This is a genomic window from uncultured Dechloromonas sp. (genome assembly GCF_945957265.1).
Classification (GTDB): domain Bacteria; phylum Pseudomonadota; class Gammaproteobacteria; order Burkholderiales; family Rhodocyclaceae; genus Azonexus.
The window spans coordinates 90,196-116,477 of record NZ_CAMFKO010000003.1 but is presented as its reverse complement, the minus strand read 5'-3'; the positions used below and the strand labels follow the sequence as shown (position 1 = coordinate 116,477).

At 61.5% G+C, this 26,282-nt stretch carries 28 protein-coding genes and 1 pseudogene; 13 read left to right on the top strand and 16 right to left on the bottom strand.

The window, feature by feature from the left end; all coding sequences use genetic code 11:
* Positions 1–72: 72 nt before the first annotated feature.
* The 5 genes and pseudogenes from Q0P59_RS03170 to Q0P59_RS03150 form a co-directional block, all read right to left on the bottom strand.
* The gene (locus tag Q0P59_RS03170; protein ID WP_295003476.1) at positions 73–564 is read right to left on the bottom strand and encodes a hypothetical protein; all 492 of its coding nucleotides are present in this window, start codon (positions 562–564) and stop codon (positions 73–75) included.
* The gene (locus Q0P59_RS03165; protein WP_295003474.1) at positions 561–2,519 is read right to left on the bottom strand and encodes a hypothetical protein; all 1,959 of its coding nucleotides are present in this window, start codon (positions 2,517–2,519) and stop codon (positions 561–563) included. The genes Q0P59_RS03170 and Q0P59_RS03165 overlap by 4 nt, the downstream gene beginning before the upstream one ends.
* Positions 2,516–4,345, bottom strand: coding sequence for a tyrosine-type recombinase/integrase (locus tag Q0P59_RS03160; protein ID WP_295003472.1), 1,830 nt, complete (start codon positions 4,343–4,345; stop codon positions 2,516–2,518). Before Q0P59_RS03160 ends, Q0P59_RS03165 begins: the two co-directional genes overlap by 4 nt.
* The gene (locus Q0P59_RS03155) at positions 4,338–5,354 is read right to left on the bottom strand and encodes a tyrosine-type recombinase/integrase (protein WP_295003468.1); all 1,017 of its coding nucleotides are present in this window, start codon (positions 5,352–5,354) and stop codon (positions 4,338–4,340) included. The genes Q0P59_RS03160 and Q0P59_RS03155 overlap by 8 nt, the downstream gene beginning before the upstream one ends.
* A gap of 235 nt (positions 5,355–5,589) precedes the next feature.
* A pseudogene (locus tag Q0P59_RS03150) lies at positions 5,590–6,105 on the bottom strand (thymidylate synthase); the annotation flags it as partial.
* A 127-nt stretch (positions 6,106–6,232) separates the two neighbouring features.
* Between Q0P59_RS03150 and Q0P59_RS03145 the strand changes: the two are divergent.
* A complete protein-coding gene (locus tag Q0P59_RS03145) occupies positions 6,233–7,783 on the top strand; it encodes a hypothetical protein (RefSeq protein WP_295003465.1) in 1,551 nt (516 codons plus the stop codon).
* Between the two features lie 9 nt (positions 7,784–7,792).
* Here Q0P59_RS03145 and mog read toward each other — a convergent pair whose 3' ends face one another.
* Both mog and yjgA read right to left on the bottom strand, forming a co-directional pair.
* Complete coding sequence (gene mog / locus Q0P59_RS03140; protein WP_295003462.1) at positions 7,793–8,377, bottom strand: molybdopterin adenylyltransferase; 585 nt, start codon at positions 8,375–8,377, stop codon at positions 7,793–7,795.
* Positions 8,370–8,906, bottom strand: coding sequence for a ribosome biogenesis factor YjgA (gene yjgA, locus Q0P59_RS03135; protein ID WP_295003460.1), 537 nt, complete (start codon positions 8,904–8,906; stop codon positions 8,370–8,372). Before yjgA ends, mog begins: the two co-directional genes overlap by 8 nt.
* 69 nt (positions 8,907–8,975) lie before the next feature.
* Between yjgA and pmbA the strand changes: the two genes are divergently transcribed.
* Both pmbA and Q0P59_RS03125 read left to right on the top strand, forming a co-directional pair.
* Positions 8,976–10,319: a metalloprotease PmbA gene (pmbA, locus tag Q0P59_RS03130; RefSeq protein WP_295003458.1), complete on the top strand. Its 1,344-nt coding sequence runs from the start codon at positions 8,976–8,978 to the stop codon at positions 10,317–10,319.
* A gap of 98 nt (positions 10,320–10,417) precedes the next feature.
* Positions 10,418–11,506, top strand: coding sequence for a TRAP transporter substrate-binding protein (locus Q0P59_RS03125; protein WP_295003456.1), 1,089 nt, complete (start codon positions 10,418–10,420; stop codon positions 11,504–11,506).
* A 63-nt stretch (positions 11,507–11,569) separates the two neighbouring features.
* Here the strand turns inward: Q0P59_RS03125 and Q0P59_RS03120 are convergent, their stop codons facing one another.
* From Q0P59_RS03120 to Q0P59_RS03110, 3 genes are all read right to left on the bottom strand, one after another.
* Positions 11,570–12,034, bottom strand: coding sequence for a Dps family protein (locus Q0P59_RS03120; protein WP_295003454.1), 465 nt, complete (start codon positions 12,032–12,034; stop codon positions 11,570–11,572).
* A gap of 156 nt (positions 12,035–12,190) precedes the next feature.
* Positions 12,191–13,654: a TRAP transporter large permease subunit gene (locus Q0P59_RS03115; RefSeq protein ID WP_295003452.1), complete on the bottom strand. Its 1,464-nt coding sequence runs from the start codon at positions 13,652–13,654 to the stop codon at positions 12,191–12,193.
* On the bottom strand, positions 13,654–14,247 hold the full coding sequence (locus Q0P59_RS03110) for a TRAP transporter small permease subunit (protein ID WP_295003450.1): 594 nt from the start codon (positions 14,245–14,247) through the stop codon (positions 13,654–13,656). Before Q0P59_RS03110 ends, Q0P59_RS03115 begins: the two co-directional genes overlap by 1 nt.
* Before the next feature lie 102 nt (positions 14,248–14,349).
* Here Q0P59_RS03110 and Q0P59_RS03105 point away from each other — a divergent pair, with 102 nt between their 5' ends.
* The 4 genes from Q0P59_RS03105 (at position 14,350) to ribD (ending at position 17,911) form a co-directional block, all read left to right on the top strand.
* Positions 14,350–15,006 (top strand): histidine phosphatase family protein, encoded by a 657-nt coding sequence (locus Q0P59_RS03105; RefSeq protein ID WP_295003448.1) that lies wholly within the window; start codon positions 14,350–14,352, stop codon positions 15,004–15,006.
* A gap of 42 nt (positions 15,007–15,048) precedes the next feature.
* Positions 15,049–16,299, top strand: coding sequence for a serine hydroxymethyltransferase (glyA, locus tag Q0P59_RS03100; RefSeq protein ID WP_150427213.1), 1,251 nt, complete (start codon positions 15,049–15,051; stop codon positions 16,297–16,299).
* Positions 16,300–16,361: 62 nt separating this feature from the next.
* Complete coding sequence (nrdR, locus tag Q0P59_RS03095) at positions 16,362–16,826, top strand: transcriptional regulator NrdR (RefSeq protein WP_295003444.1); 465 nt, start codon at positions 16,362–16,364, stop codon at positions 16,824–16,826.
* Complete coding sequence (gene ribD, locus Q0P59_RS03090; protein WP_295003442.1) at positions 16,823–17,911, top strand: bifunctional diaminohydroxyphosphoribosylaminopyrimidine deaminase/5-amino-6-(5-phosphoribosylamino)uracil reductase RibD; 1,089 nt, start codon at positions 16,823–16,825, stop codon at positions 17,909–17,911. The genes nrdR and ribD overlap by 4 nt, the downstream gene beginning before the upstream one ends.
* Here ribD and Q0P59_RS03085 read toward each other — a convergent pair.
* From Q0P59_RS03085 to Q0P59_RS03070, 4 genes are all read right to left on the bottom strand, one after another.
* The gene (locus Q0P59_RS03085; RefSeq protein ID WP_295003440.1) at positions 17,826–18,653 is read right to left on the bottom strand and encodes a HesA/MoeB/ThiF family protein; all 828 of its coding nucleotides are present in this window, start codon (positions 18,651–18,653) and stop codon (positions 17,826–17,828) included. The genes ribD and Q0P59_RS03085 overlap by 86 nt on opposite strands.
* 76 nt (positions 18,654–18,729) lie before the next feature.
* Complete coding sequence (locus tag Q0P59_RS03080; RefSeq protein ID WP_295003437.1) at positions 18,730–19,131, bottom strand: hypothetical protein; 402 nt, start codon at positions 19,129–19,131, stop codon at positions 18,730–18,732.
* A 22-nt stretch (positions 19,132–19,153) separates the two neighbouring features.
* Positions 19,154–20,578, bottom strand: coding sequence for a S41 family peptidase (locus Q0P59_RS03075; protein ID WP_295003434.1), 1,425 nt, complete (start codon positions 20,576–20,578; stop codon positions 19,154–19,156).
* Entirely contained in the window at positions 20,575–21,987 is a 1,413-nt protein-coding gene (locus tag Q0P59_RS03070; protein ID WP_295003431.1) for a peptidoglycan DD-metalloendopeptidase family protein, read from the bottom strand. Before Q0P59_RS03070 ends, Q0P59_RS03075 begins: the two co-directional genes overlap by 4 nt.
* A gap of 75 nt (positions 21,988–22,062) precedes the next feature.
* On the opposite strand from Q0P59_RS03070, the gene Q0P59_RS03065 reads away from it, so the two are divergent.
* The 6 genes from Q0P59_RS03065 to Q0P59_RS03040 are packed head-to-tail and all read left to right on the top strand — an operon-like array spanning position 22,063 to position 25,000.
* Positions 22,063–22,380, top strand: coding sequence for a metalloregulator ArsR/SmtB family transcription factor (locus tag Q0P59_RS03065; RefSeq protein WP_295003429.1), 318 nt, complete (start codon positions 22,063–22,065; stop codon positions 22,378–22,380).
* Between the two features lie 3 nt (positions 22,381–22,383).
* On the top strand, positions 22,384–22,809 hold the full coding sequence (locus Q0P59_RS03060) for a rhodanese-like domain-containing protein (protein WP_295003426.1): 426 nt from the start codon (positions 22,384–22,386) through the stop codon (positions 22,807–22,809).
* Positions 22,806–23,066 (top strand): glutaredoxin 3, encoded by a 261-nt coding sequence (gene grxC, locus Q0P59_RS03055; RefSeq protein WP_295003424.1) that lies wholly within the window; start codon positions 22,806–22,808, stop codon positions 23,064–23,066. The genes Q0P59_RS03060 and grxC overlap by 4 nt, the downstream gene beginning before the upstream one ends.
* A gap of 31 nt (positions 23,067–23,097) precedes the next feature.
* Positions 23,098–23,562: a protein-export chaperone SecB gene (gene secB / locus Q0P59_RS03050; RefSeq protein ID WP_295003423.1), complete on the top strand. Its 465-nt coding sequence runs from the start codon at positions 23,098–23,100 to the stop codon at positions 23,560–23,562.
* An 11-nt stretch (positions 23,563–23,573) separates the two neighbouring features.
* Positions 23,574–24,014: an SH3 domain-containing protein gene (locus Q0P59_RS03045; protein WP_295003421.1), complete on the top strand. Its 441-nt coding sequence runs from the start codon at positions 23,574–23,576 to the stop codon at positions 24,012–24,014.
* Entirely contained in the window at positions 24,011–25,000 is a 990-nt protein-coding gene (locus tag Q0P59_RS03040; RefSeq protein ID WP_295003419.1) for an NAD(P)H-dependent glycerol-3-phosphate dehydrogenase, read from the top strand. Before Q0P59_RS03045 ends, Q0P59_RS03040 begins: the two co-directional genes overlap by 4 nt.
* Here Q0P59_RS03040 and Q0P59_RS03035 read toward each other — a convergent pair.
* Both Q0P59_RS03035 and Q0P59_RS03030 read right to left on the bottom strand, forming a co-directional pair.
* The gene (locus Q0P59_RS03035; RefSeq protein ID WP_295003416.1) at positions 24,997–25,461 is read right to left on the bottom strand and encodes a tRNA (cytidine(34)-2'-O)-methyltransferase; all 465 of its coding nucleotides are present in this window, start codon (positions 25,459–25,461) and stop codon (positions 24,997–24,999) included. The two genes, Q0P59_RS03040 and Q0P59_RS03035, sit on opposite strands and share 4 nt — an antisense overlap.
* A 44-nt stretch (positions 25,462–25,505) precedes the next feature.
* Positions 25,506–26,282 carry a ComF family protein gene (locus tag Q0P59_RS03030; RefSeq protein ID WP_295003413.1) on the bottom strand — a complete coding sequence of 259 codons (777 nt, stop codon included), beginning with the start codon at positions 26,280–26,282 and terminating at the stop codon, positions 25,506–25,508.

Here is a 26,282-nt window from a genome sequence, read left to right as displayed (position 1 = left end):
TCCTTTAGTACCGAGATTGGTACTAGGTATAGCTCGGCGCTGTGGCTAGCGTAACCCTACGCATAAAGTTAGCTATTGTGGCTGTTTCGAGGACATTTGGACAACCTTTGCGCTGGAAGCTTTTTTCAGGGAAGTTATTTCTTGCTCGAACGCAGTCGCTCTTGCTTGGAGAATGCGGATTAGCTCCTGCGCTTGAGCCAGCTGCTGGGCTGCAACGTCGAACCGTGTTTTCCAGAGAAGCACTTCATCCCTGCTGTCGCACAGCTGCTGTTTGTAGCGCTCGATACGAGATTCTTCCTTGGCACCGGAAGCTGTTTCTTCGATAGTCACATTTAAAGGTGCTTTACGCGCACCTTTGATTTTCCGGAGTTGGTCCAATGGCCACTTCCGATTATTCAAGGTGCCTCGACTGCAATCGGCCAACTTGGCTAAAACATCCTGGGTGGGTTTCAGTTTTGGGTCACTTTCAATTCGGGCCAAGGCATCCTGGATTCGCCGGGTTACTTCGACAAATTCCTGTTCGTTTTTCTCTTGGAGTGCAGCCGGGATAGCGGAATTTGTCATGATTGCTCCGTTTCGGCCATCTGACCGAGCTGTGCCAAAACTTGCTCCGCAGCTTGCACTGAAGCGAGTAAAAGTTCTTTTGCGTGAGCCATACGGGGGGTTGCGGCCAGTTCACGGTTCTGGTCGAGAATTTTGCGCCAGACCGGGGCGTGAGTTCGGGTAATCACCGCTTGTTTGCAGACGCCTGGGTTGCATTGAAGCGACCCAATGCATGGCGGAGTGTCCTTTTTACCATCCTTTAGTAGCGTATCTCGTCTGCCTCCGCAGTAGCCGATGCCGACGCTGGCAAAGGGCAAGCCTTGCTTTGCCAGATTCTCGATGACTTCATCTACCGTCCAGCCTTGGGCTGCCATACCCTCAAAGTACGCCTTCCTACGCTCAATGAATGCTTCGGCGCCTCCTCCTGCGACTGGACGGTCAGGGTTATACAACTCCTGGGCAGCTTCACGGTATGCTGAATCCGAGTGAAGGGCTCGTTGCGTTGCCAAGTCTCCAACATTCCCATACATCATCGTCACATTAGGCGGTAAGGCGTGCAGGGCGGTATGAAGGTGCTTCAACTGGTGTGCAATGAACAGGAGTCCCACATCAGCTCGAGCGAGCTGATGGGCCAATGTATGACGCAACTGATGGGCGCTAATGCTCCAGTCGGCCCATCTGTTGGAAGTGTCTATTTCATGCAGATAATTTGTTATTGCACCAGTAAACCCATTTAGCGAAAGCGCTCGCGGAGTAGTTCCGAGTGGGACGGTCTCTGAGGCAGATAGCAAGAAGGGATTGAAAGTTGCCCGAGCAATATATTCAAGACACGTGACGGCATCGCGCATTATTGGTATGGCTGGCCACAAGTCGACGCCCTCTGGGGCATCCAGTGCCTGATGTTTGATATGCGTTCCCGTTAGAACGGGAACCCCATGGAGCAGTTGGATACACTGGTTGGTGAAAGTGGTTAGGTCGCTATAACGGGCGCCGGTATAAAGTCCAATAACCGTGAAGGCTGCGCGTTGTACTCGGTAAAGCCAACTGAATACCTGCTTACGACCAACACCATAATTACGCTTGAATTTTGCGGATTTTGCAGAAGGTCCTGTCCGCTTCTTCCCAGTGCGTGCCGCAAATTCTCTATCGTCTTGCCGTAGCGCGATGTAATCAGATATCAGAGCGGCACCATCAATTAAGCTGTTAGAGAACTTAGGTTCAAACGGTTTGCCTGATTTGTCGTGTGCCTCCTCTCCGATGAAGCGCAGGAAGCCGAGTACGTCCGAGCAGGCGGTATTTGAGAGCAGCCGAAACAGGTCATTTGGCATGACCCGCAGGTAGTCATTCCTCTTTTTAGAGGTTTTGGCGGGAAGTGCTTTGATGTCTTGGGTGTTCCATTGCAGCGTACGTTGCTGGAAAGCTGCCTTCATGACGGGGCTGGCTAGGAGTTTGAGGCCTTTCTTTACTGCGACTCCGTCCGCTCTCGGGGAGTCAGCCAAGGTTGTCGATATGGCCCGTAGCGATAGGTCGGTTATTGACTGAATGGGGCTAAGGTGCCGTGTTGTGCTAATCCAGTCGTCCAGTTGGTAGCGCTGCAAAACGTCTGAGAACAGGCAAACGAGTGCCCTGACCATGACAACCAGTGTTTGAGGCTTTGCCGACCGGGTTCCGTGAAGGCCAAATGCCGAAGGAAGGTTGAGGTAGAGGTAACTAAATATCTTTAGTTCCTCAACCATCATTTTGGTTATGAGCGCACTACGATGGTCGTCATGCTCTCCTTGAGCATCAGCGCAATACATGCCCCAGTTGATTCGGAGCCGAGACTCTGGAACAGACGAAAGGCGCGCAACGCTATTGTTGGTGAAGTCCCATTGGTCATCAAAGAAGCAAGACTTGGCTGACACTCGAGTCTTTGCTTCTATGAAAGGACGGCCCGCCAAGACATCTTCAAGTCGTAATGCTGCGCTGTCCTTCATTGGCATGTTCCTCGATAAAGCAATGGGTCAACCACAACGTCGATGGTGGTCGCCATGTCGAATGCCCACTCAATTTCGTCCGCTGTAAATTGACTCACTTCGGGATTGAGTAAGTCATCCAGGACAGACAGCGTTTGGTTGTAAAGATGGGCATGCGGAAGGTTCTGTACATTGTTCGCCTGTGCAGCAAGAATCTGGGAGCGATATGCCACCAGTGATGGCAGATGCTCCTTCAGCACAACAACATTTCGGCAGAACAGGCACATGTTGAAGCGTGTGCATGCTTGCCCGGGCACAAAGTCAACGGCACGCTTAACCCGGTCCGGTGGGTCAAAGACGTTTTTGCAGTCAGCGATGAGTCCTCTGAATAGATTGATGGGGTCGGGTGAAACCGCTGTGGGTTCTCGGGGGGAGAACACTTCTGCCTGATTGGCTCGAATTTGTGCCAGCGCCTCTGAGACAACTTTTCTTGCTGGTTCATCAAGCCGATTGGCAGCTATGTACCGCAGGGTTTGGACTATGGACTTATGTCGAGCTACCTGTTGAATTTCGAAAAAATCTCGCCCTTCCAGCGCCATTTCAGTGAGTTTCGTTGAGCGAAACCGCACCAGATTGAAATTTAGGGGGCCGTCTTCATCATTGCGGAGGTCGTACTTCTCAACCATCCATTTACACCAGGCAGACGTTCTGCCATTCGTAAGAGGCAGCGTTCTGGTATAGGCATGTGCTCCAGTGGAACCATGGATGAACAGGAGGTTTTTCAGCGGGTCGTTTTCTGGCAGTCGGTCTCTAATTTTGGTGGTGAGCTTCAATATCGTCGTGATAACGCGCTTTACTTGTAGCGTCTGCTTTCTTTTGAGGCCGCGCTCTTCTCGTTTTTCAAGCAGAGGGAGATGTAATTCCTTCTCTCCATTTGAGCGTTCCTTCTCAAATAACAGATAGGGCATTCCGGTTAGAGGATGTTCGTCGCGCAAGCAGTCGACCTTTAGCCCCAGGAGGGACGAAGGGTTGAGTCCCGTCAGATACAAGAGATTGATGGCCAGTGGCATTACTAGGGCATCATCTGGAATGGCTGCAATTCCCCAGCTGCGATATAGCTTGTGTAGCCCACCGTGATATTCATGGGCTGCGTTGAGAAATCTGGCGTGTCCCTTCTTGGTTGGACCAAAGCCTAGTATCGGTTCGCAATCGAGGACGTTTTCGAAGTACCAGCGCATGTTCGCCTCTACGCCATATCCATAGCCCTTGTTCCGGCCACGAGTTGGCTCAACTCGTGGGTCCCTACCTACTTCAGGAGATTGCTTTGTGTACCCTTCGGCAACCGTATACGAAAACCGGAGCTCTTCCGCTACAGCATTGAGAATTTGAGTGAGTTCCTTGTCGGAATAACTGGCGTGCGCATCTGTCTCACTAACCGAGCGTCCCCAGGATGTCGCCTCGATGGTTCTGGTATGCAAGAGGCCATAAGCGGCAGCCTCTGACATCACCTGCCTTACCGCACTAAAATGCCCAGTAAGGGTATGGGAACTCAGGTGTATTTCTTTTGCACGAATGCGTGCCTGGAGTGTCTCTTTGAAGCGTAAGAGCGCGAGCGAATCCCATTTCTCAGCCAAACGGTAAGGTATTAGTCCCTCGGTAGCTTCAATGTGCTGGATGAAGAAGGTTTTTGCCGACTGATAATTGTTCTTTGTGCTCTCATTTGACATTCGGTCTTTGCGCTTGTCGAAAATCCATTCGAGCTGGGCAAACGGATGCGCTACAGTTGGTTCTGGAGGTTTTCCGTATTTGCGCAGGTCGAGTGGGATGATGTTCTCAAGCTCAGCCAATTCGGACTCCAATTTTGCGAACCTTGGGTTGTTTTTTCTCGGGTAGGTACGTTGCGTCCAGGATTTTTTGGGCCTCCTCGAAGCGGAAGCGAATTTCGCCTTGAGCTCCATCCTCAGTCATCCGATGTAAGACTGGGGCTGGAATATGAGCGTAGATTTCAGTAGTCGACAGCTGGCTATGGCCAAGGACGCGTTGAAGTACGACTAGATTGTCTAGCAGGCTCTTGCCGTGCTCTGATTTCATGACTGAGTATGCCGTCCCGTGGCGCAGTCGGTGAGGAGAAGCTGCGGTTAGTCGAGTACGACCGAGTGCATCGGCAATACACTTCTGAATCGCCTCGGCAGTTATTGGTTCGCCGTAGGTATTCAAAAAGGCAGGCTTAGCTGCTTCCGGCCAGTCATGGTTGGTGAAATATGTTCGCGTTTTGAGGTAGCGATTGAGTCGGACCAGCATGGCTCTGGATATGATTGTGTATCGCTCTTTGATTTCGCCACCGTGTCCCTTGCTCCCGCGGACGAATAGCGGGAAATACATCTGGGTTGCAGGGTATTGCTCTATGAGGGGAAGGTCACTTTTCAACACACGTGGCACTTCTGAAACCCGAAGGCCCGTGTCGAAGATGAAGTGTCCGATGAGTCGCTGCACCTCCCAATGCATTCCCTGCAATAAGGTGATGACTTCATCTACCGTGAGATAGCGTGGCATTCTCTTACTAGGCGTTGCCGTCCTGTAGCCTAGGTTCTCATAAAGGGCATGGGCTTTGACCCTATTGGCTTCCTCTGTAGTCAGCCAGTCCGTAAACATCTTTAGTACAACTTCGTACCCTCGAACGGTTGAGCTGCCTAGGCCCTTGGCATTGCACGCACGATAAAACTCGTCCAGCACAGGAAGCCCTACGGCGAGTATCGCGTCGTCTACACGAACTTGGCCGAAGACCTTGTGCACTTCCAGGAAAGAACAAAAATCACGGATACGGCCTGCGTAGAGTTCGAGGGTGCCATCGGCCATCCGCTTGGGTAATTGTTCCAGGGACTGGATGAAATTGGTTGGCAGGACGGCGACACGCTCTGCCGAGTCGAGCAGCAAGAATCTTGGCGGCTTGCTTGTGCGGGAGCGATGAACTTCCATTAGCTATAGTTGATGATGTACAAATGAACATTATATAGGTATTAAAATAAACATTTGGGTATAAAAAAATAACAGAAGGGCTTCTGGACTGTACAGAAATACCATGGTTGTCTAATAGGAAGATGTCGGCCGAGCGCTGGTAGAGCTGGCAGCTCAGCTTGCCGTTGGCGACGTAGAACTGGAACAGGCAGTGGCAGGGCGGCAGCGCCATGCTGTCGACGTCGCCCGGGTTCCAGGCAGACACGATGTGGCGCCGGGAGTCCGGATTGTTCTTCAGGCCATGCACGAGCTGCGTGATCTGGTCGATCAGGCGGCCGTCCGGGGTTTCCCAGCGGCGCCACTGCTTGCCGTAAACCGGGCCGAGATCGCCGTTTTCGTCGGCCCATTCGTCCCAGATGCGGACGCCGTTGTCCTGCAGGTACTTGATGTTGGTGTCGCCCTGGATGAACCACAGCAGTTCGTGGATGATCGACTTGAGGTGCAGTTTCTTGGTGGTGACGACCGGAAAGCCCTGGCCCAGGTCGAAGCGCATCTGCCAGCCGAATACGGAGCGGGTGCCCGTGCCGGTGCGGTCCGACTTGTCGTTGCCGTTGTCCAGCACATGGCGCATCAGGTCAAGGTAGGGCTGCATCGATTCGACTATCCGGGGAAAATACAGATCGGCTATTCTACCTCGGGGATCGCCTTCGGAAATTTCTCTCGTTCGACGACCGAGGCGGGAACTACAATCAAAAAAAACAGTTTTCTGGGGAGAGACCGTGTTCGACAAGGTAGCGACGCTGGGCGGAATGTGGGGCGGAAAACACGACCATCCCCTGGTCAACCCGCGCGAAATGCGCAAGATTCTCAGTGAATTGCCGAAGGACAACGCCTTCAAGGCGCAGGACGAAATTACCGGCTGGCTCGAATCCCTGGCCGGGATCGACGACTTTCCGGTGGACCGTCTCTACGAGGTGGCGCAGGCGCTGGAAGAGGCGGCCTATCCCCATCTCAAGCGCCTGTCGCGCGAGTACTTCCAGGCCGCCCGGCTTTCCCGTTCCGAGGAAAAGCGCCTGTGGTCCATCAATTACGGGTTTTGGCGCCTGTTGTCGGCGGCCTACGAACGCTGCCTCGGACGGGTTGCGGACAAGCCCCGGGCCGGCGAGTTACCGTCGAGCGTGCTGCCGACGCTCAGCGTTCGCCTGATCGCGGCGCTGGGGGCCGTGCTGAAGTGGGAGCAGTTCCACTATGGTCCGATGCGTGCCGAACTGTGGCGGCCGCTCGGTCAGGCGCTGCTGGCCGCCGAAACGGCCGAGGTGGCCGAGAAGGCGGTGCCCTTGGTCGGCAAGGCGGGGATGACCTCGCCGGTCATCGAGTACCAGAAGGTCATGGTTTTCCAGGCCGCCTCGCTGGGCAGCCTGTTGCCGCTGGAGATCGAAATCGCCGAGCGGCTGATCGCCCATTTCCTGAACGGTTTCGTGTTCACGCGCAGCGCCTTGATCGACAGCGTGTATTGGTCCGACTTGCTGCTGGCGCAGCCACCGCTGCGCCTGGCCAGGATGCCGGCCCGCGCGACGCCGACCCAGCGCTTCATCAAGCCGGCCGGTGCCCATCAGGCCATGCTGGCCTTGCTCGATGCCCTGGCGCGCGGCGACGACGTGCCGGCGGAGCTGGATCTTGGCGGGCAATACCTGCCCAAGCTGGTGGCGCGCGTGCTCAAGCATCTGGCCAGCTATCTGGCACCCGTTCCGCCGCAGCGCAAGCACGACCGGCATCGGGTGATGCACCGCATGTCGGTGCTGCACGGCCTGGTCAACGCCTTCGTCGTCTTTTCGGGCGAGTTCGGGGGGCGTCCCGCGGGGCTGCCGATCGAAAGCTGGGTGGTCGAGAATGTCAGCCGGGGCGGATTCGGCGCCGTACTCGGGGACGTTCCGGGAGAGTGGCTGCGGGTGGGCGCACTGATCGCCATGCAGCCGGAGGGGGGCGACAACTGGCTGATCGGCGTCGTTCGCCGCTATCACCGCGAGTCGGAAAGCGAAGCCCGGGTCGGCATCGAGGCCTTGTCCCGCCAGGCCAATGCCCAGGAAGTTCGTGTCCGTTCCGCTTCCAGCTATGGCGCGGCTGCGACGACGCCGGTGCTCCTGCTGCTGGACGGCAACGACGCCGGCGAGTTGCGCGTGATCCTTCCCTACGGCGCCTTTTCCCCGCGCGAATCGCTGGAATATGCGTGCGACGGCCGGCGCTTCGTGCTGGACCCCGTTTCGCTGCTCGAGCAGACGGCCGATTACGAACTGGCGCGCTATCGCCAGAGCGTCATCGGCGCTGTCTGAAGCGCCGATTTACTGTGGGCGGATGGCCGATTTGGGGCGGAAGGCCTTGATCACCGCCGCGTTCGTTTCGGCATAGGGGCCGCCGATCAGGTCGATGCAGTAGGGCACGGCGGCGAAGATGCCGACATGGCTGACCGTGCCGTCGGCGGCGCGGACGCCTTCCAGCGTCTCCCTGATCGACTTCGGCTGGCCGGGCAGGTTGATGATCAGGGCCTGCTTGCGGATGACGGCGACCTGCCGCGACAGGATGGCGGTCGGCACGAAATTCAGGCTGATCCGCCGCATTTCCTCGCCGAAGCCAGGCATTTCCTTGTCGGCGACGGCCAGCGTCGCTTCCGGCGTGACGTCGCGCAAGGCCGGGCCGGTGCCGCCGGTGGTCAGCACCAGGTGGCAGCCGGCCTTGTCGACCAGGTCGATCAGGGTCTGCTCGATGCCCGGCCGGTCGTCGGCGATGAGCCGGGTTTCGGCGCGCCATGGCGAGGTCAGCGCCGACGACAGCCAGTCGCGCAGGGCCGGAATGCCCTGGTCCTCGTACACGCCCGTCGAGGCGCGGTCGCTGATGGAGACCAGGCCGACGACGAGTTCGTCATTCATCGCCATCTTCCTCGGCCGGGGGCGCGCCCTTCTGGTCCAGCTCCTGCAGGATCTGGAAGATGGCGCGGAAATTCTTCGGCGGCTTGTTGTTTTCCTTTTCCTTCAGCGCATTGCGACGCAGCGTGCGCAGATGCTGAAGATCCACGGCGGGCCACAGGGCGGCGATTTCGGCGAGAACCGCCTCGTCTTCCAGCAGGCGGACGCGGAAGCGTTCCAGGCGATGCAGGCGGGCCGTTTCGGCGGAGGATTCGCCGCGCAGCATGGCCAGTCCGGCGCGTATCGGCTCGTCGTCCACGCCGCGCATCAGCTTGCCCAGGTACTGGATCTGCCGGCGCCGGGCGCCGTGGGCGGTGATCTTCTGGCAGTCGCGCACCGCATCAAAAAGATTCTCCGGCAGGTTGATGCGTTTTAGCTGCCCGACCGACAACTCGACCAGTTCCGCGCCGAGGTCGCGCAATTCGTGCATCGCCTCCTTCTGCTTGGTTTTCGAGGGGCGGCCGGTGTCTTCGGTGAAATCTTCGTCTTGCATGTGAACCAATCGGAGGCGGTCTATGGCGGGCTGTTATGATAGCGATTTTACCGCTCCGACGCCGCCCCCATGTCCGAAACTGCCGCATTTTCCTACCCCTTCGCCACCCTGCAGCAACTCGCCGAGGATGTGCTCAAACACGCCAGCAGCAAGGGAGCGACGGCCTGCGAGGTCGATGTGTCGGAGGGTTTCGGCCAGTCGGTCACGGTCCGTTGCGACGAGGTCGAGACCATCGAGTTCAATCGCGACAAAGGCATCGGCATCACCGTCTACGCCGGGCAGCGCAAAGGCTACGCCAGCACGTCGGACTTTTCAGCGCAAGCCTTGCGCGAAACGGTCGAGGCGGCGCTGAACATCGCCCGCTTCACCGCCGAGGACGATTGTGCCGGCCTGGCGGACGCCGCGTTGATGGCCCGGGATTGTCCTGACCTCGATCTCTACCACCCGTGGGCTCTGAGCGTCGAGGAAGCTATCGAGACGGCGCGCCGCTGCGAACAGGCGGCCTTCGATACCAATCCGCTGGTCAGCAATTCGGAGGGCGCCTCGATCTCGACGCAGCAGGCGCATTTCGTGTCGGCCAACAGCCTGGGCTTCATGGGCGGCTATCCGACTTCACGCCATTATATTTCCTGTTCGGTGATCGCCGGCGAGCAGGATGCCATGCAGCGCGACGACTGGTACACCACGCATCGCGACGCCAGCCGTCTCGACAACCCGCAGCAGGTCGGCCGCATTGCCGCCGAGCGCGCGGTCGCCCGCCTGGGTGGGCGCAAGGTCAAGACCGGCGAATTCCCGGTCATCTTCGAAGCGCAACTGGCCGGCGGCCTGCTCGGCAGCCTGGTGCATGCCGCCAGCGGCGGGGCGCTCTACCGCAAGTCCTCCTTCCTGATCGATCATCTCGGCAAGCGGGTCATGCCGGACTTCGTGCAGATCGCCGAACGCCCGCACATTCCCTGCGGCCTGGGCAGCGCGGCCTTCGACAGCGACGGCGTGGCGACGCGCGATCGCGATATCGTCACCGACGGCATCCTGCAGGGCTATTTCCTGAGCGCCTACACCGCGCGCAAGCTGGGCATGCAGACCACGGCCAATGCCGGCGGCAGCCACAACCTGATCATCCAGCCCGGCCAGTACGACCTGGACGGCCTGCTCGCCCAGATGGGGCGCGGCCTGCTGGTGACGGAACTGCTCGGCCACGGCATCAACTACGTGACCGGCGACTATTCGCGCGGCGCGGCCGGCTACTGGGTCGAAAACGGGAAAATCGTCCATCCGGTCGAGGAGATCACCATTGCCGGCAACCTCAAGAGCATGCTGGCCGGGATCGTCGCCGTCGGCAACGATGTGCAGATACGCGGCACCAAGCAGACCGGGTCGATCCTGATCGAGCGCATGACCGTCGCCGGCGAGTGAGCGATTAGGGTTTTCCACCACTCGCAAAAGCGGCGGGATTGGTGAAAAATAGGACCAGCCAACAGGCTTGACGTGACTTACCTTCTGGAGGAGACAATATGCAACGTCGCGATTTTCTGAAAAAAGCATCCGTCGGCGCCGCCGCAGGTGCCGCAACCACCCTGGCCGCCCCGGCCATCGCCCAGTCCGCCCCGAACATCAAATGGCGTCTGACCTCTTCCTTCCCGAAGAGCCTGGACACCATCTACGGCGGCGCCGATGTGCTGGCCAACCGCCTGCGTGAAATGACCGGTGGCAAGTTCGATATCCGCGTCTTCCCGGGCGGCGAGATCGTTCCCGGCCTGCAGGCGCTGGATGCCGTGCAGCAGGGCACCGTCGAGGTTTGCCACACCTGCTCGTACTACTACGTCGGCAAGGACAAGACCTTCGGCTTCGGTACGGCCGTTCCGTTCGGCATGAACGCCCGCCAGATGAACGCCTGGATCTACTACGGCGGCGGCCAGAAGGCATTGGACGATTTCTACGCCAACTACAACGTCGTCTCCTTCGCCGGCGGCAACACCGGTACCCAGATGGGCGGCTGGTGGCGCAAGGAAGTGAAGACCCTGGCTGACCTCAAGGGCGTCAAGATGCGTATCGCCGGCCTGGGCGGCACCGTCTTCAACGAACTCGGCGTGGTCCCGCAGCAGATCGCCGGTGGCGATATCTACCCGGCGCTGGAAAAGGGCACCATCGATGCTGCTGAGTGGGTCGGTCCGTACGACGACGAAAAGCTCGGCTTCTACAAGGTTGCCAAGAACTACTACTACCCGGGTTTCTGGGAATCCGGCCCGGTTATCCACTTCTTCGTCAACAAGAAGGAATGGGACAAGCTGCCGAAGGAATACCAGGCTGCCTTCCAGGCCGCCGCGTACGAAGCCAACGTCACGATGATGGCCGAATACGACCACAAGAACCCGATCGCCCTGTCCAAGCTGCTGCAGAGCGGCGTCAAGCTGAGCTCCTTCTCCGACGAAATCCTCGAGGCCGCCTACAAGGCAGCCCAGCAGATCTACGCCGACGAGGCCGGCAAGAACCCGGCCTTCAAGAAGATCTACACCGAGTGGGAGAAGTACCGCAAGACGCAGAACGCCTGGTTCAGCGTCGCCGAAATGCGCATGGACCGCTTCCTGCAATCGCACAAGTAAGCGTTTCCCAGCCAATAAAAAACCCGCGGATTCCGCGGGTTTTTTGTTGCCGGTCGTTTCGCTTCAGTTTTCCAGCAGGCTGCGCAGCATCCAGGCATTCTTTTCGTGGATCTGCATGCGCTGGGTCAGCAGGTCGGCGGTCGGCTCGTCGCCGGCCTTGTCGACCAGCGGGAAGAGGCCGCGCGCCGTCTTGGTCACGGCTTCCTGGCCGGCCACCAGCTGCTTGATCATCTCTTCGGCGCTGACCTTGCCTTCGCTTTCCTTGATCACCGTCAGCTTGGCGAATTCCCGGTAGGTGCCCGGTGCCGCCACGCCCAGGGCGCGGATGCGCTCGGCGATCAGGTCGAGGGCGTTCCACAGTTCGGTGTATTGATCCATGAACATCACGTGCAGGGTGTTGAACATCGGGCCGGTCACGTTCCAGTGGAAATTGTGGGTCTTCAGGTACAGCGTGAACGAGTCGGCGAGCAGGTGCGACAGCCCCTCGGCAATTTTCTCGCGATCCTTCTTGGTGATTCCGATATCCATGGCAACCTCCTGATGTTGTGAGTTGATGGAGCCCATTGTCCGCCCATGGGGCGCTTGATGCCAATGAGCAATGCCGATGGCAATCATAGACCGATTCAATGGCGAAAAAAAAGCGGGGCCGAAGCCCCGCCGAGGTTGGTTCATTGTCGATGCGGCTTACTTGTTCTCGCTCTGCAGGTTCTTGAGCAGGTCGGCGGCCGAATCCTCGGTGGGCGCCTTGGCGCCTTCGCCATCCTGCATCAGCGAACCGAGGTCCACTTCGCCCTGATGTTCGAGGCGGGCCTTTTCCGCCGGATCGCCGTAGCTCACGATATCCGGGAAGATGATGATGATGGCCACCATGATGATCTGGATGCAGACGAACGGGATGGCGCCCCAGTAGATGTCGGTGGTCTTGACCGAGCTCGGCGCGACCGAGCGCAGGTAGAACAGCGCGAAGCCGAACGGCGGGTGCATGAACGAGGTCTGCATGTTCACCGCGAGCAGCACGCCGAACCAGACCAGGTCGATGCCCAGCTTGTCCGCCACCGGTGCGAGCAGCGGCACGATGATGAAGGACAGTTCGAAGAAGTCGAGGAAGAAGGCAAGGACGAAGACCAGGATGTTGACCACGATCAGGAAGCCGACCTGGCCGCCGGGCAGGCCGAGCAGCAGGTGTTCGACCCACAGGTCGCCGTTGACGCCGCGGAAGACCAGGCCGAATACCGTCGAGCCGACCAGGATGAAGACCACGAAGGACGACAGCTTGCCGGTGGTTTCCATGGCCTGCTTGAGCAGCTTGAAGCTGATGCGCCGACGGGCCAGGGCCAGGATCAGCGCGCCGGCCGCGCCCATGGCGCCGCCTTCGGTCGGCGTGGCGATGCCGAGGAAAATGGTGCCGAGGACCAGGAAGATCAGGACCAGCGGCGGGACCAGCGTGGTGATGACGCGCAGGAACAGCTTCGCGCCGCGCAGGGTGCGGGCTTCCGGGGGAAGCGCCGGGCAGGTTGCCGGCTTGAAGACGGCCAGGATGGCGACGTAGCCGACGTACAGGCTGGTCAGCACCAGGCCCGGGACCATGGCGCCTTCGTACATGTCGCCGACCGAGCGGCCGAGCTGGTCGGCCATGATGATCAGCACCAGCGACGGCGGGATGATCTGGGCCAGCGTGCCGGAGGCGGCGATGACGCCGGAGGCCAGGCGCTTGTCGTAGCCGTAGCGCAGCATGATGGGCAGCGAGATCAGGCCCATCGAGATCACCGAGGCGGCAACCACGCCGGTGGTGGCGGCGAGCAGGGCGCCGACGAAGATGACGGCAAAGGCCAGGCCGCCGCGCATCGGGCCGAACAGCTGGCCGATGGTGTCGAGCAGGTCTTCGGCCATGCCGGATCGTTCGAGAATCAGCCCCATGAAGGTGAAGAAGGGGATGGCCAGCAGCGTGTCGTTGGCCATGATGCCGAAGATGCGCTCGGGCAGTGCCTGGAACAGGGCCGGCGTGAGCAGGCCGAGTTCGATGCCGATGAGGCCGAAGACGATGCCGTTGGCGGCCAGCGCAAAGGCCACCGGGTAGCCGAACAGCAGGAACAGAACCAGGGCGCCGAACATCAGCGGCGCCATGTTGGCGATGATGAACTCAGCCATTATTTGGCCTCCTGTGCTTTGGTGGCGGCAATGGCGGCGGCCAGTTCTTCTTCGGCGCTCGGGCCCTTGGGCTTGCTGTTCGGGTCGTCGATCCGGCCTTGCAGGAAGGCGATGCGCTTGATCAGTTCGGAAATGCCTTGCAGGGCGAGCAGCGTGAAGCCGATCGGCAGCATGATCTTGACCGGCCAGCGGATCAGGCCGCCGGCGTTGGCCGACATTTCATTGATGTGAAAGGAGTCGGCAACCAGCGGGATCGAGAGGTAGAGCACCAGCACGACCATCGGCAGCAGGAAGAAGAGGGTGCCGATGATGTCGATCACGGCCAGGCCGCGCGGCGAGAGCTTGCCGGACAGGACGTCGATGCGCACGTGCTCGTTCTTTTGCAGCGTGTAAGGCGAGCACAGCAGAAAAACGGCGGCGAACAGGTACCATTGAATTTCCAGTAGCCCGTTGGAACTGTAGTTGAACACAAAGCGCACCACGGCATTGCCTGCACTGATCACGGTCATGAGCAGTATCAGCCAGAACGCGCCTTTGCCGACTCGCTCGCTGATCCAGTCGATCAGTTGCGAGAGCTTGAGCAGAAGGGTCACGAAAATTCCTCCTCGGTTGATAAAATTCCCGACTTCTTGAAATGGTCGGGGTTAATGGAAATCCCAGTGGGCCAAATTTACAGCGAAGGTCATAGGCGGAACATGGTGGAAATCCCTACAACCCGGCTTACCCGCATCTGCCTGGTGCGCCACGGCGAAACCGAATGGAACGCGGAGCGCCGCATTCAGGGGCAGATCGACATCGGTCTCAACGAAACGGGGCGCCGCCAGGCCGCCGCCGCCGGTCGATGGCTGAAACAGGCGGGCATCGCGGCGCTCTACAGCAGCGACCTGAAGCGGGCGTGGACCACCGCCGAGTCCATCGGCGCGGAAATCGGCCTGTCGCCCAAAGCGGCTCCCGAAATGCGCGAGCGGCGCTACGGCGTGTTCGAAGGGCTGACCTACGACGAAGCGCGGGCGCGCTATCCCGATGGCTATGGCGCCTTCGAAGGGCGCAACGCCGAGTATGCCTTCGAGAACGGCGAGAGCCTGACGGCGATGTTCGCCCGGGTGACCGGCAAGCTGGAGGAAATCGCCGCCGCCCATCCGGGCCAGAGCGTGGCGATCGTGCTGCATGGCGGCGTGCTCGATGTCATCAACCGTTTCGTGCGCGGCAACCCGCTCGAAATGCCGCGCGACTTCCTGATTCCCAATGCCGGCATCAACTGGATTTCCGTCGTTGACGGCCGCTGGCATCTCGACACCTGGGGCGAAACCGAGCATCTGGAGCCGGGCGCCCTTGACGAACTGCCTTCGTGATAAAATCTTCCCCCTTTTCTTCAATGGCTTGAGGCTATCCCCATGTTTTCCGCGAAAGACACCCTGGCAAAAGTTGACTCCGAACTCTGGAAGGCGATCGAAGCCGAGAACCAGCGTCAGGAAGAGCACATCGAACTGATCGCGTCCGAAAACTACGTCAGCAAGGCTGTCATGGAAGCCCAGGGCTCCCAGCTGACCAACAAGTACGCCGAAGGCTACCCGGGCAAGCGCTACTACGGCGGCTGCGAGCACGTCGACGTCGCCGAGCAGATCGCCATCGACCGCCTGAAGAAGCTGTTCGGCGCCGAAGCCGCCAACGTCCAGCCGAACTCCGGTTCGCAGGCCAACCAGGCCGTGCTGATGGCCTTCGCCAAGCCGGGCGACACCATCATGGGCATGAGCCTGGCCGAAGGCGGCCACCTGACCCACGGCATGGCGCTCAACATGTCCGGCAAGTGGTTCAACGTCGTTTCCTACGGCCTGAACGAGAAGGAAGAGATCGACTACGACAAGATGGAAGCGCTGGCCCGCGAGCACAAGCCGAAGATCATCGTCGCCGGCGCCTCCGCCTACGCCCTGCGCATCGACTTCGAGCGCTTCGCCAAGATCGCCAAGGAAGTCGGCGCCATCTTCTGGGTCGACATGGCCCACTACGCCGGCCTGATCGCCGCCGGCTTCTACCCGAACCCGGTGCCCTTCGCCGACGTCGTCACCTCGACCACGCACAAGACCCTGCGCGGCCCGCGCGGCGGCGTGATCCTGATGAAGGCCGAGCACGAGAAGGCCCTCAACTCCGCCATCTTCCCGGGCCTGCAAGGCGGCCCGCTGATGCACGTCATCGCCGCCAAGGCCGTGGCCTTCAAGGAAGCCGCAACCCCCGAGTTCCGCAACTACCAGGAGCAGGTGGTCAACAACGCCCGTGTCATGGCCCGCGTGCTGGGCGAGGAGCGCGGCCTGCGCATCGTGTCCGGCCGTACCGAAAGCCACGTCTTCCTGGTCGACCTGCGCGCCAAGAACATCACCGGCAAGGATGCCGAAGCCGCTCTCGGCCGTGCCCACATCACGGTCAACAAGAACGGCATCCCGAACGACCCGCAGAAGCCTTTCGTCACCTCCGGCATCCGCATCGGCTCGCCGGCCATGACCACCCGCGGCTTCACCGAGATCGAGGCCGAGCAGATCGCCCACCTGGTGGCCGACGTGCTCGACGCCCCGAACGACGAGGCCGTTGCCGCCACGGTGCGCGAGAAGGTTTCCGCCCTGTGCAAGCGCTTCCCGGTCTACGGCGCGTAATCTGGTTGTTGGTCGCTAGTCAGTTGTTGCTAGCGACTAACACCAGCAACTGACAGCTAATCATGAAATGTCCTTTCTGCGGCGCGGAAGATACGGCGGTTGCCGATACCCGTCTGAACGACGAGGGTGACGTCGTCCGCCGCCGCCGGAAGTGCAATGCCTGCGACAAGCGCTTCACCACCTACGAGCGTGCGGAAATCCAGTTGCCGCAGGTGGTCAAGAAAAATGGCCTGCGCACCGAATTCCGGCGCGAGAAGTTGCGTGCCAGCCTGGAGCTGGCGCTGCGCAAGCGCCCGGTGTCGATCGAGGCGGTCGATGCGGCCGTGGCGGATATCGAAGAGCGCCTGCTGTCGGCCGGCGAACGCGAAGTGACGACGCAGCAACTGGGCGAACTGGTCATGCGCGAACTGAAGAAACTCGACAAGGTGGCCTATATCCGCTTTGCCTCGGTCTATCGCAACTTCGAAGACGTGGATGCCTTCTCCCGCGCCATCCGCGAAGTTTCCCCCGCCGCCAAGAAAAAATGAGTTTTTCCGCCGTCGATCACGGCATGATGGCCCGCGCCCTGCAACTCGCCGAGCGCGGCCTGTGGACGACGTCGCCCAATCCGCGGGTTGGGTGCGTGCTGGTCCGTGACGGCGAAATCGTCGGCGAAGGCTGGCACGAGAAGGCCGGCGAGCCGCATGCCGAAGTCCATGCCCTGCGCGCGGCCGGCGACAAGGCACGAGGGGCGACTGCCTACGTGACGCTGGAGCCGTGCAGCCATCATGGCCGCACGCCGCCTTGCGCCGAGGCGCTGATTGCCGCCGGCGTCTCGCGCGTCGTTGCGGCGATGAGCGACCCCAATCCGCTGGTCGCCGGCAAGGGCCTGGCCCTGTTGCAGGCGGCCGGCATAGCCACGGCGAGCGGCCTGCTGGAAAACGAGGCGCGCGAACTGAATATCGGTTTCGTCTCGCGCATGACGCGCGGCCGTCCGTGGCTGCGCCTGAAGGCGGCAGCCAGCCTGGATGGCAAGACGGCGCTGAACAACGGTGTCAGCCAGTGGATCACCGGCCCGCAGGCGCGGCGCGACGGCCATGCCTGGCGGGCGCGGGCCTGTGCCATCCTGACCGGTATCGGCACAGTACGCGACGACAATCCGCAACTTAATGTCCGCGATGTCGAAACCACTCGTCAGCCCTTGCGCGTGGTGGTCGACAGTAAGCTGGAGACGCCGCTCGACGCCTGTATCCTGCAGGACGGACCGACGCTGATCGCCGGGGCGGTCGACGATGCCGTGCGAATCGAGGCCTTGCGCGCGCTTGGGGCCGAGGTACTGATCCTGCCCAATCCCTCCGGCAAGGTCGATCTGGCCGCCTTGCTCGAGGCGCTTGCCCGGCGCGGCATCAACGAGGTGCACGCCGAGGCCGGCTTCAAGCTCAACGGCTCGTTGCTGCGCGAAGGCCTGGTCGACGAACTGCTGCTTTACCTCGCCCCGTGCCTGATCGGCCACGAGGCCAGCGGCCTGTTCAACCTGCCCGAACTGGCTACGCTAGACGGCAAGCGCCGTCTGCAGATTCGCGATCTGCGCCAGGTTGGCGAAGATATTCGCCTGATCGCACGTTTCCGCTAGGTCCGCAGACAGTACAGCCGGCGTCCTGCTTGAAACGGACGGTGCGCCATTCCATGTCCAGCGCATCGAGCAGCAACAGCCGGCCGCTCAGCGATTCGCCGATACCGGCCGCCAGCTTGAGCGCCTCGGCGGCCTGCATGGTGCCGACGATGCCGGTCAGCGGGGCAAAGACGCCCATCACCGCGCAGCGTACCTCCTCGACGTCCTCGCCTTCCGGAAACAGGCAGTGGTAGCACGGCGAGTCGTCGCGGCGCAGGTCGTAGACGCTGATCTGGCCGTCGAAGCGGATGGCGGCGCCGGAGACCAGCGGCTTCCGGTGGTGCACGCAGGCGCGGTTGATGGCATGCCGCGTCGCGAAGTTGTCGGTGCAGTCGAGCACGATGTCGGCCGTGGCGACCAGCGCATCGAGCGCTTCGCCGGACAGGCGGCGCTGTAGCGGAACGACATCGATTTCCGGATTGATCGCCTGCAGGGCCTGTTTGCCGGATTCGGCCTTGGCCATGCCGACGCGGGCCTGGGTATGCAGGATCTGCCGCTGCAGGTTGGTGAAGTCGACGCTGTCGTCATCGACCAGCGTGATCCTGCCGATCCCGGCGGAAGCCAGGTAGAGCGCGGCCGGCGAGCCCAGGCCGCCGGCGCCGACGATCAGCGCGTGGGTGGCCAGGATGCGTTCCTGGCCTTCGATGCCCAGGGCGTCCAGCAGGATGTGGCGGCTATAGCGGAGTAGCTGGTCGTCAGTCATGTAGTCGTTAGTTGTCAGTTGTTAGTCGCTAGTCGGCAGTGTTTCTTGCTAACGACTCCCTCCTCTCGACTAACAACTACTTGTATTCGCGCCACTCCGGCGGGGTGTCGTCGTGGTCGCCGTGCGGGTGGTGCTCCCAGGCCTGGACGTAGGCTTCCTGCGAGGAGCGCTTCAGGCGGCGCTCCGGGGCGTCCATGTTGTGCAGCTGGGTGTCTTCGATGTAATAGATCAGGGCACGGGTGAGCTTGGTGAGCAGCGTGTTGTCGAGGTGGTAGCCTTTGTCGACCAGGTGATCGTCGAGCTCGCGCAGGGTGTGCAGCTGCAGGTCGTAGCTGACGCCGAGGGCGCGCTCCTCGTGCTTGCGCTGAACCTCCAGGGCCTCGAGGCGCTGCAGGTCATCTGCCGCCTCGGGGACCTGGCCGGGGGGGAACTTGGAGAACAGGATTTCCCGTTTCTTCTTGAGGTCAGTTCCTGGCATGTTCCCTCCCGATCGGTGAGTTTTACTGCGCCTTATTCTGCATGATCTGCAGGCCCTTGAGAAGATTCAGCGCCTGCTGGAATTGGTAGTCGGTCTTGGAGGCATATTCGAGGCGCGGCGGCAGATCGTCCTCGGCCTCGTCCTTGCCGCCTTTTTCCTTGTCCTTGCCCGTTTTGGCCGGTGTCTTGGCTTGCGGTTTCGGGTCGGCCTTGGGCGCTTCCTTCTCGCGGTCGTTGTTCAGGTGGCGGTCGAGATCGGCTTCGCGGATGCGCATGGCCGAAGCGGCGCCGCTGCCGTTGGCGCTCTCTTCGACGACGATGTCCGGGGTGATGCCCTTGGCCTGGATGGAGCGCCCGGACGGCGTGTAGTAACGGGCGGTGGTCAGCTTGATGGCCGTGTTGCCGGGCAGCGGCAATACCGACTGCACGGAGCCCTTGCCGAAGGTCTGGGTGCCGACGACGATGGCGCGCTTGTGATCCTGCAGGGCGCCGGCGACGATTTCCGATGCCGAGGCCGAGCCGCCGTTGACCAGCACGACCATCGGCACGTTCTTGGCTTCGACCGGCAGGAGCTTGAGCGGGTCTTCCTTGGTGCCGCGCTGGTAATCCTGGGTGCGGGCCTTGAATTCCTGCTTGGCGTCCTCGGTGCGGCCGTCAGTCGACACCACCTTGACGTCCGGCGGCAGGAAGGCGGCGGAAACGCCGATGGCGCCATGAAGCAGGCCGCCCGGGTCGTTGCGCAGGTCGAGCACGAGGCCGTTCAGCTTGGTGCCATCCTTGTACAGGCCGGCGACATGCTTGGCCAGTTCGGCGATCGTGTTTTCCTGGAACTGGGTGATGCGGACCCAGCCGTAGCCCGACTCGACGAGCTTGGATTTGACGCTTTGCACCTTGATCACTTCGCGGACCAGAGTCAGTTCGATGGGCTTGTTTTCGCCCTTGCGGATGATCGACAGCTTGATCGGCGTCTTCGGCTTGCCGCGCATCTTCTTGACGGCTTCGGACAGGGTCAGGCCCTTGACCGGCGTTTCGTCGAGCTTGAAGATCAGGTCGCCGGCCTTGACGCCGGCACGGTAGGCCGGGGTGTCCTCAATCGGGGATACGACCTTGACCAGTCCGTCCTCCATGCCGACCTCGATGCCCAGGCCACCGAACTCGCCCTGGGTGCCGACCTGCAGGTCCTTGAAGGCGTCGGCGTCGAGATAGGTCGAATGGGGGTCGAGGTTGGAGAGCATGCCGGAAATGGCATTGGTGATCATCTTCTTGTCTTCGACCGGCTCGACATAGCCCTGCTTGATGGCGCTGTACACCTCGGCGAAAGTACGCAGTTCGTCGATGGGGAGGCCCGGCTTCGCTTCCTTTTCGGCCAGTGCCGGGATGTGAAGGCTGATGAGGGCTCCGGCGACGAAGGCGCCGACGGTCAGACTGATAGTTTTCGCTTTGCTCATTTCAAACTTGCCCATTTCATCGGGTCGATCGGTTGCCCCTGGTGGCGGAGCTCAAAGTATAAACCGGATTCCGGGTTGCCCCCGCTGTTGCCCACGGTGGCCACGGTTTCTCCGCCTTTCACGTGCTGCCCGACCTGCTTGAGCAGCGATTCGTTGTTGCCGTAGATCGACAGGTAGGCGTCGCCATGGTCGACAATCAGCAGGTTGCCGAAGCCGCGCATCCATTCGGAGAAAACCACGCGCCCGCTGGCGATGGCCTTGACCTCGCCGCCGGCCCCGGCCTTGATGAACAGCCCGCGCCAGGTGCCGCCGCCGTCGCGGGGCGTGCCGAAGCGTCCCGAGACGGCGCCGCGCACCGGCAGGCGCAAGTTGCCGCGTTGCCGGGCAAAGGCGCCATCGTTGGCCACCGGTTCGTAGCGGTTCTCGGCTTCGACCGGCCGTGGGCGCGAAGGTTCGACGGCTGCGGGCGCGCGGGCGACCTCTTTTTCCTCCGCGGCGGCTGGCCGGTGCTTTTCCTTTTGCTGTTGGGCTACCGCGCGAGCCGCTTCGGCTGCCCGGGCCGCTTCGGCCGCCTTGGCGGCCTTGGCCGCTTGGGCTGCCTGCGCGGCCAGGATCTTGGACAGGCGATCGATCAGGTTGGTCAGCCGCTTTTCGTTCTGTTGCAGGTTGCCGATTTCCTTGCGCTGGGCATTCACCTTGCTGGATATCTGCGCGTACAGGTTCTTGCGTTCCTCGCGCTGCTTCTGCAATTCGGCGTGGCGCTTCTGCTGCTCGGCCTCGATCTCGGCCAGTTCCGCCGAACGTTCCTTGGCGTCGGCGGCCAGGGCTTTCTTCCTGTCCAGCGTGGCGTTGATCTCGCCCATCAGTTCGGCGCGGGTCAGCGCGATGGCCGACAGGTAGTGCAGGTCGCGGGCCATCTGGTTCGGGTCGTCGCCGTTCAGGATCAATTGCAGCGAGTCGGGCGTGCCGCGCAGATATTGCTTGTAGAGCAGCTTTTCCAGCTGGGCCTGTTGCTGGCCGAGCGTGACGCCCAGTTCCTGGGACTGCTGTTCGAGGTTCTTCAGCTTGCGCTGCGACTGGCTGCGCTGTTCGTTGAGCTCGTGCAGCTCGCGCTGCAGGCGGGATATCTGGCGTTCGGATTCGCGCAGGCGGTCAGCCGCGTCGGCCCGGCTTTCCTCGCTGCTGGAGAGTTCCTTGCGCAATCCGTCGATGCGGCTGCGCAGTTCGCCGAGATCGGCCTGCTTCTCGGCGATTTCCGGTGCGGCGGCCGGGGCCGCCTTGCGCTCCGCCGGCGGCTTGGCGCATGCCGGGCCGGTCGCGGCCAGCAGGGCGGCGAGCAACGCCGTCGTCATCCCGATGCAGCGGCGTGCAGGGAAGTGTTTGCCGAGCAGCGGTTTTCCGGAAAACATTGAGATTGATTTCGATTAAGCTAAACGGGAGTCGCTATTTTATAATGTGCCCTTCTCCGCTCACGAGGTTTTATCTTGGAAACGCCGTCCTTTAGTCTGATCGACAAGCAGGAACACATCGAGTTGGCTGCGCGCGCCTTGAAATCGATCGCCCATCCCCTGCGCCTGAAGATTCTGTGCGTGCTGGGCGAGCAGGAAGCCTGCGTGCAGGAAATCGTCGATGCGGTCGGCACCTCGCAGAGCAACATCTCCCAGCATCTCGCCATCCTGCGCGAGAAGGGGGTGCTGGTGACGCGCAAGGACGCGAACCGCGTGTTTTACCGAGTCGGCGACCAGCGTACCCTGCAACTGGTCAGCATGATGCGTGAAGTCTTTTGCGGGACGGGAAACTAAGTCATGCCGATGGAATTCATCAACCAGAACATCCTCCTCGTTTCGCTGGTCGTGGTCAGCGGTTTGTCCCTCCTCTGGCCGGCCTTCGCCCGCCAGTCCGGCAACAGCGTGTCGCCGGGCGCGGCGACCCAGCTGATCAACCGCGAGGATGCGCGGATCATCGACGTGCGGGATGCCGAGGAATTTGCCGGCGGCCATATGCCGGATGCGATCAATATCCCCGTCGCCAAGCTGGCAGAACGGCTTGCCGAGCTGGAGAAGTTCAAGGACAAGCCGCTCATCGTCTGCTGCGCTGCCGGCATGCGTTCGAGCAAGGCTTGCGGGGAACTCAAGAAACACGGCTTCGACAAGCTCTACAACCTGGCAGGCGGCGTGGATGCCTGGGTTGGCGCCGGCTACCCGATCAAGAAGGGCGGCAAGAAGAAATGAACGCGCGCGTGCTGATGTACACCACGGCGGTTTGCCCGTATTGCGTGCGCGCCAAGCAGTTGCTCAAGGCGCGCGGGGTGGGCGAGATCGACGAAGTGCGTGTCGACCTCGATCCCGGGCGGCGCGATGAAATGATGCAGAAAACCCAGCGGCGTACCGTGCCGCAAATCTTCATCGGCGATACCCATGTGGGTGGCTGTGACGATCTCTATGCGCTCGATGCGGCCGGCAACTTGAAGCCGCTGCTCGAAAGCTGAAACCCAACGATTCATTCTCGGAAAGAAAACCATGGAACAAAACGCTCAGCCCGTCTTCGGCATCGAAAAACTGTACGTCAAGGATCTGTCGCTCGAAGTGCCGAACGCGCCGGAAATCTTCCTCGAGCGCGATCAGCCGCAAATCGAGATCCAGCTGAATACCGGCGGCCGCGGCGTCGGCGAAGGTGTTTTCGAAGTGGTACTGACGGTCACCGTGACCGCCAAGATGGGCGAAAAGACCGTGTTCCTGGTCGAAGTCGGCCAGGCCGGCATCTTCCGCATCCAGAATGTCCCGGAAGAACAGCTGGAGCCGCTGATCGCCGTGGCCTGCCCGAACATCCTGTTCCCGTATGCTCGCGAAGCCGTTTCCGATGCAGTTTCCCGCGCCGGCTTCCAGCCGATCGTCCTGCAGCCGGTCAACTTCGAAAGCATGTACATGCAGCGCCTGCAGCAACAGGCAGAAACCGGCGCTCCCGCCGAAGCGCCGATCCAGTAAGGATGATGGCCATGTGGCGCCGCGCGCTTGTCGCTCTTTCGCTGGTCAGTGCAGCCGGTGCTGCACTGGCGATCGATTACCGTTCGGTCAGCGTGCCGGCCGCCATTCTCTACGATGCCCCATCCCAGGCCGGCAAGAAGCTGTACCTGATCAAGGCGCAGACGCCGGTCGAGGTGGTTGTCCGTCTTGAAGGCTGGTTCAAGGTGCGCGATGCCGAAGGCACGCTGGCCTGGATCGAAGCCAGAAACCTGGTCGACAAGCGGATGCTGGTCGTCACCGCGCCGCGCGCCGAGATCCGCCAGGCGGACAAGCCCGAGGCGGCGACCCTGGCCGAGCTGGACAAGTGGGTTGCCGTCGAATTCGTCGAGCCTGCCTCGGCGGGCTGGGCGAAGGTTCGTCACCGCGATGGCGCGACGGGCTACATTCGTTCGACGCAGGTCTGGGGCCTATGAATATCACGCTGCTCGGGGCCGGCGCCTGGGGTACCGCGCTGGCGATTGCCTTTGCCGGCAAGCATGCGGTGACCTTGTGGTCGCGTGAGGAAGATGTGGCGGCCGAGTTGTTGGCCAGTCGCGAGAATCGACGTTTCTTCCCGGGCTATCGGCTGCCCGACTCGGTTGCCGTATCGACCGATTTCGCTGCCGCCGTCGCCGGTGCGGAACTGCTGGTCATTGCCACCCCCATCGCCGGTTTGCGTCCGACCGCGGAGCGCCTCAAGGCGCTCGCTTGCGTCACGCCGGTTCTCTGGGTCTGCAAGGGCTTCGAGGCGGGGAGCGGCAAGCTGCCGCACCAGGTGGTCGGCGAGGTGTTGGGCAAGGCGGTGCGTTGCGGCGCGCTGTCCGGGCCGAGTTTTGCCGAGGAAGTGGCGGCCGGCCAGCCGACGGCCGTGGCACTCGCCGGCAACGATCCGGCCTTTGCGCGCGAAGCCGCGCGGCAGTTGCATACGACACGTCTGCGCATCTACGCCAACGACGATCTGGTCGGCGTCGAGGTCGGGGGCGCCGTCAAGAACGTGCTGGCGATTGCCACCGGTGTCTGCGATGGCCTCGGCTTGGGCCTGAATTCCCGGGCGGCGCTGATGACCCGGGGGCTGGCCGAAATCGCCCGCCTCGGCCTGGCTTTGGGTGCCGAGCGGCAGACCTTCATGGGCCTGGCCGGCATGGGCGACCTGATCCTGACCTGCACCGGCGACCTGTCGCGCAACCGGCGGGTCGGTCTGGCGCTGGCGCAGGACAAATTGCTGCCGCAGATCCTGGAGGAGCTGGGGCACGTGGCGGAAGGTGTCTATACCGCTCGCGAAGTCGACCGGCTGGCGACGACGCTCGCGGTCGACATGCCCATCAGCGCTGCCGTCGCGGCCGTTCTCGACGGTCGCCTGACGGCGGCTCAGGCGGTGGAGCAACTGATGGCGCGTGACCCGCGCGAAGAGCTGGCTTAGTCCGCCTCGGGAAAGCCGAGCTGCCGCCAGGCTTCGAAGACGCTGACGGCGGCGGCATTGGACAGGTTCAGCGAACGTTGCCCCGCCAGCATGGGCAGGCGCAGGCGGTTTTCCGGGTCGAACTCGGCCATGATTTCGGGCGGCAGGCCGCTCGTCTCCCGTCCGAATACGAAGACGTCGTTTTCCTGGAAGCTCGTTATGTAGGGGCTGGCCTTGCCCTTGGTCGTCATCGCGAACAGGCGACGGCCGGCGAGGGCCAGCTTGCACGCCGCCCAGTCGGCATGGCGCGCGACCCGGGCGTATTCGTGGTAATCGAGCCCGGCGCGGCGGCACGATTTGTCGCTGATGTCGAAGCCGAGCGGTTCGACCAGGTGCAGTTCCGCCCCGGTATTGGCGCACATGCGAATGATGTTGCCGGTATTGGGGGGGATTTCCGGCTGAAAAAGAACGACGGCGAGCACGCGACGATATTCCAGGATTGAAGGTGGCGGATTAAAGCACGAATTCAGTGCTTGAAGGCACGGGCGGCGACGAGCACGGCGACCGACCGGGCTCCATGGATTTTCAGGGTACGGGCGCATTCGTTGGCGGTCGCGCCGGTGGTCATCACGTCGTCGACCAGCAACAGCCGCTGGCCGCTGAAATCGCTTCTGCATTCGAAGGCGCCTCGGACATTGCGCCGTCGTTCCTTGTCCGTCAGGTCGGCCTGGGGCGGCGTGGCGCGCGTGCGCAGCAAGACGTCGAGATCAACCGGGAGGCCGAGCGCCGCGCCCAGCGTCCTGGCGATTTCGCCGGCCTGGTTGAATCCCCGCTCGCGCAGTCGATCACGATGCAGCGGCAGGGGAACTATCCGGTCGACATCAGGGTCTGTGAAGCGGGCCAGCATGTGTTGGCCGAACCAGGGGGCGAGCGCCAGTTGATGGCCGTATTTCAGTGCATGAATCACCCGGTCAAGCGGAAAGTCATAGCGGAAGGCGGCGATGGTTCGGTCGAAATGGGGCGCGTCTTTCAGGCAGGCGCCGCAGCGTTCGCCATGGGTCGTCTGCTCGGCGCAGACCGGGCACAACCGGGGCGGCAGCATCGGCAGGTCGGCCTGGCAAGCCGCGCAGATCACGCCGCTTTCGCTGTCGGCGCCGCAGAGCAGGCAGCTCCCGGGCAGAAGCCGGGCGCCGACTGCCTTGATCAGAGATGGGTAAGGTAAAATTGACATCCCGATGAACTGTCCTCGATAATCCATAATTACCGATGCGCTTCGCATCTGATTCTTATAGTATTTTCTCAC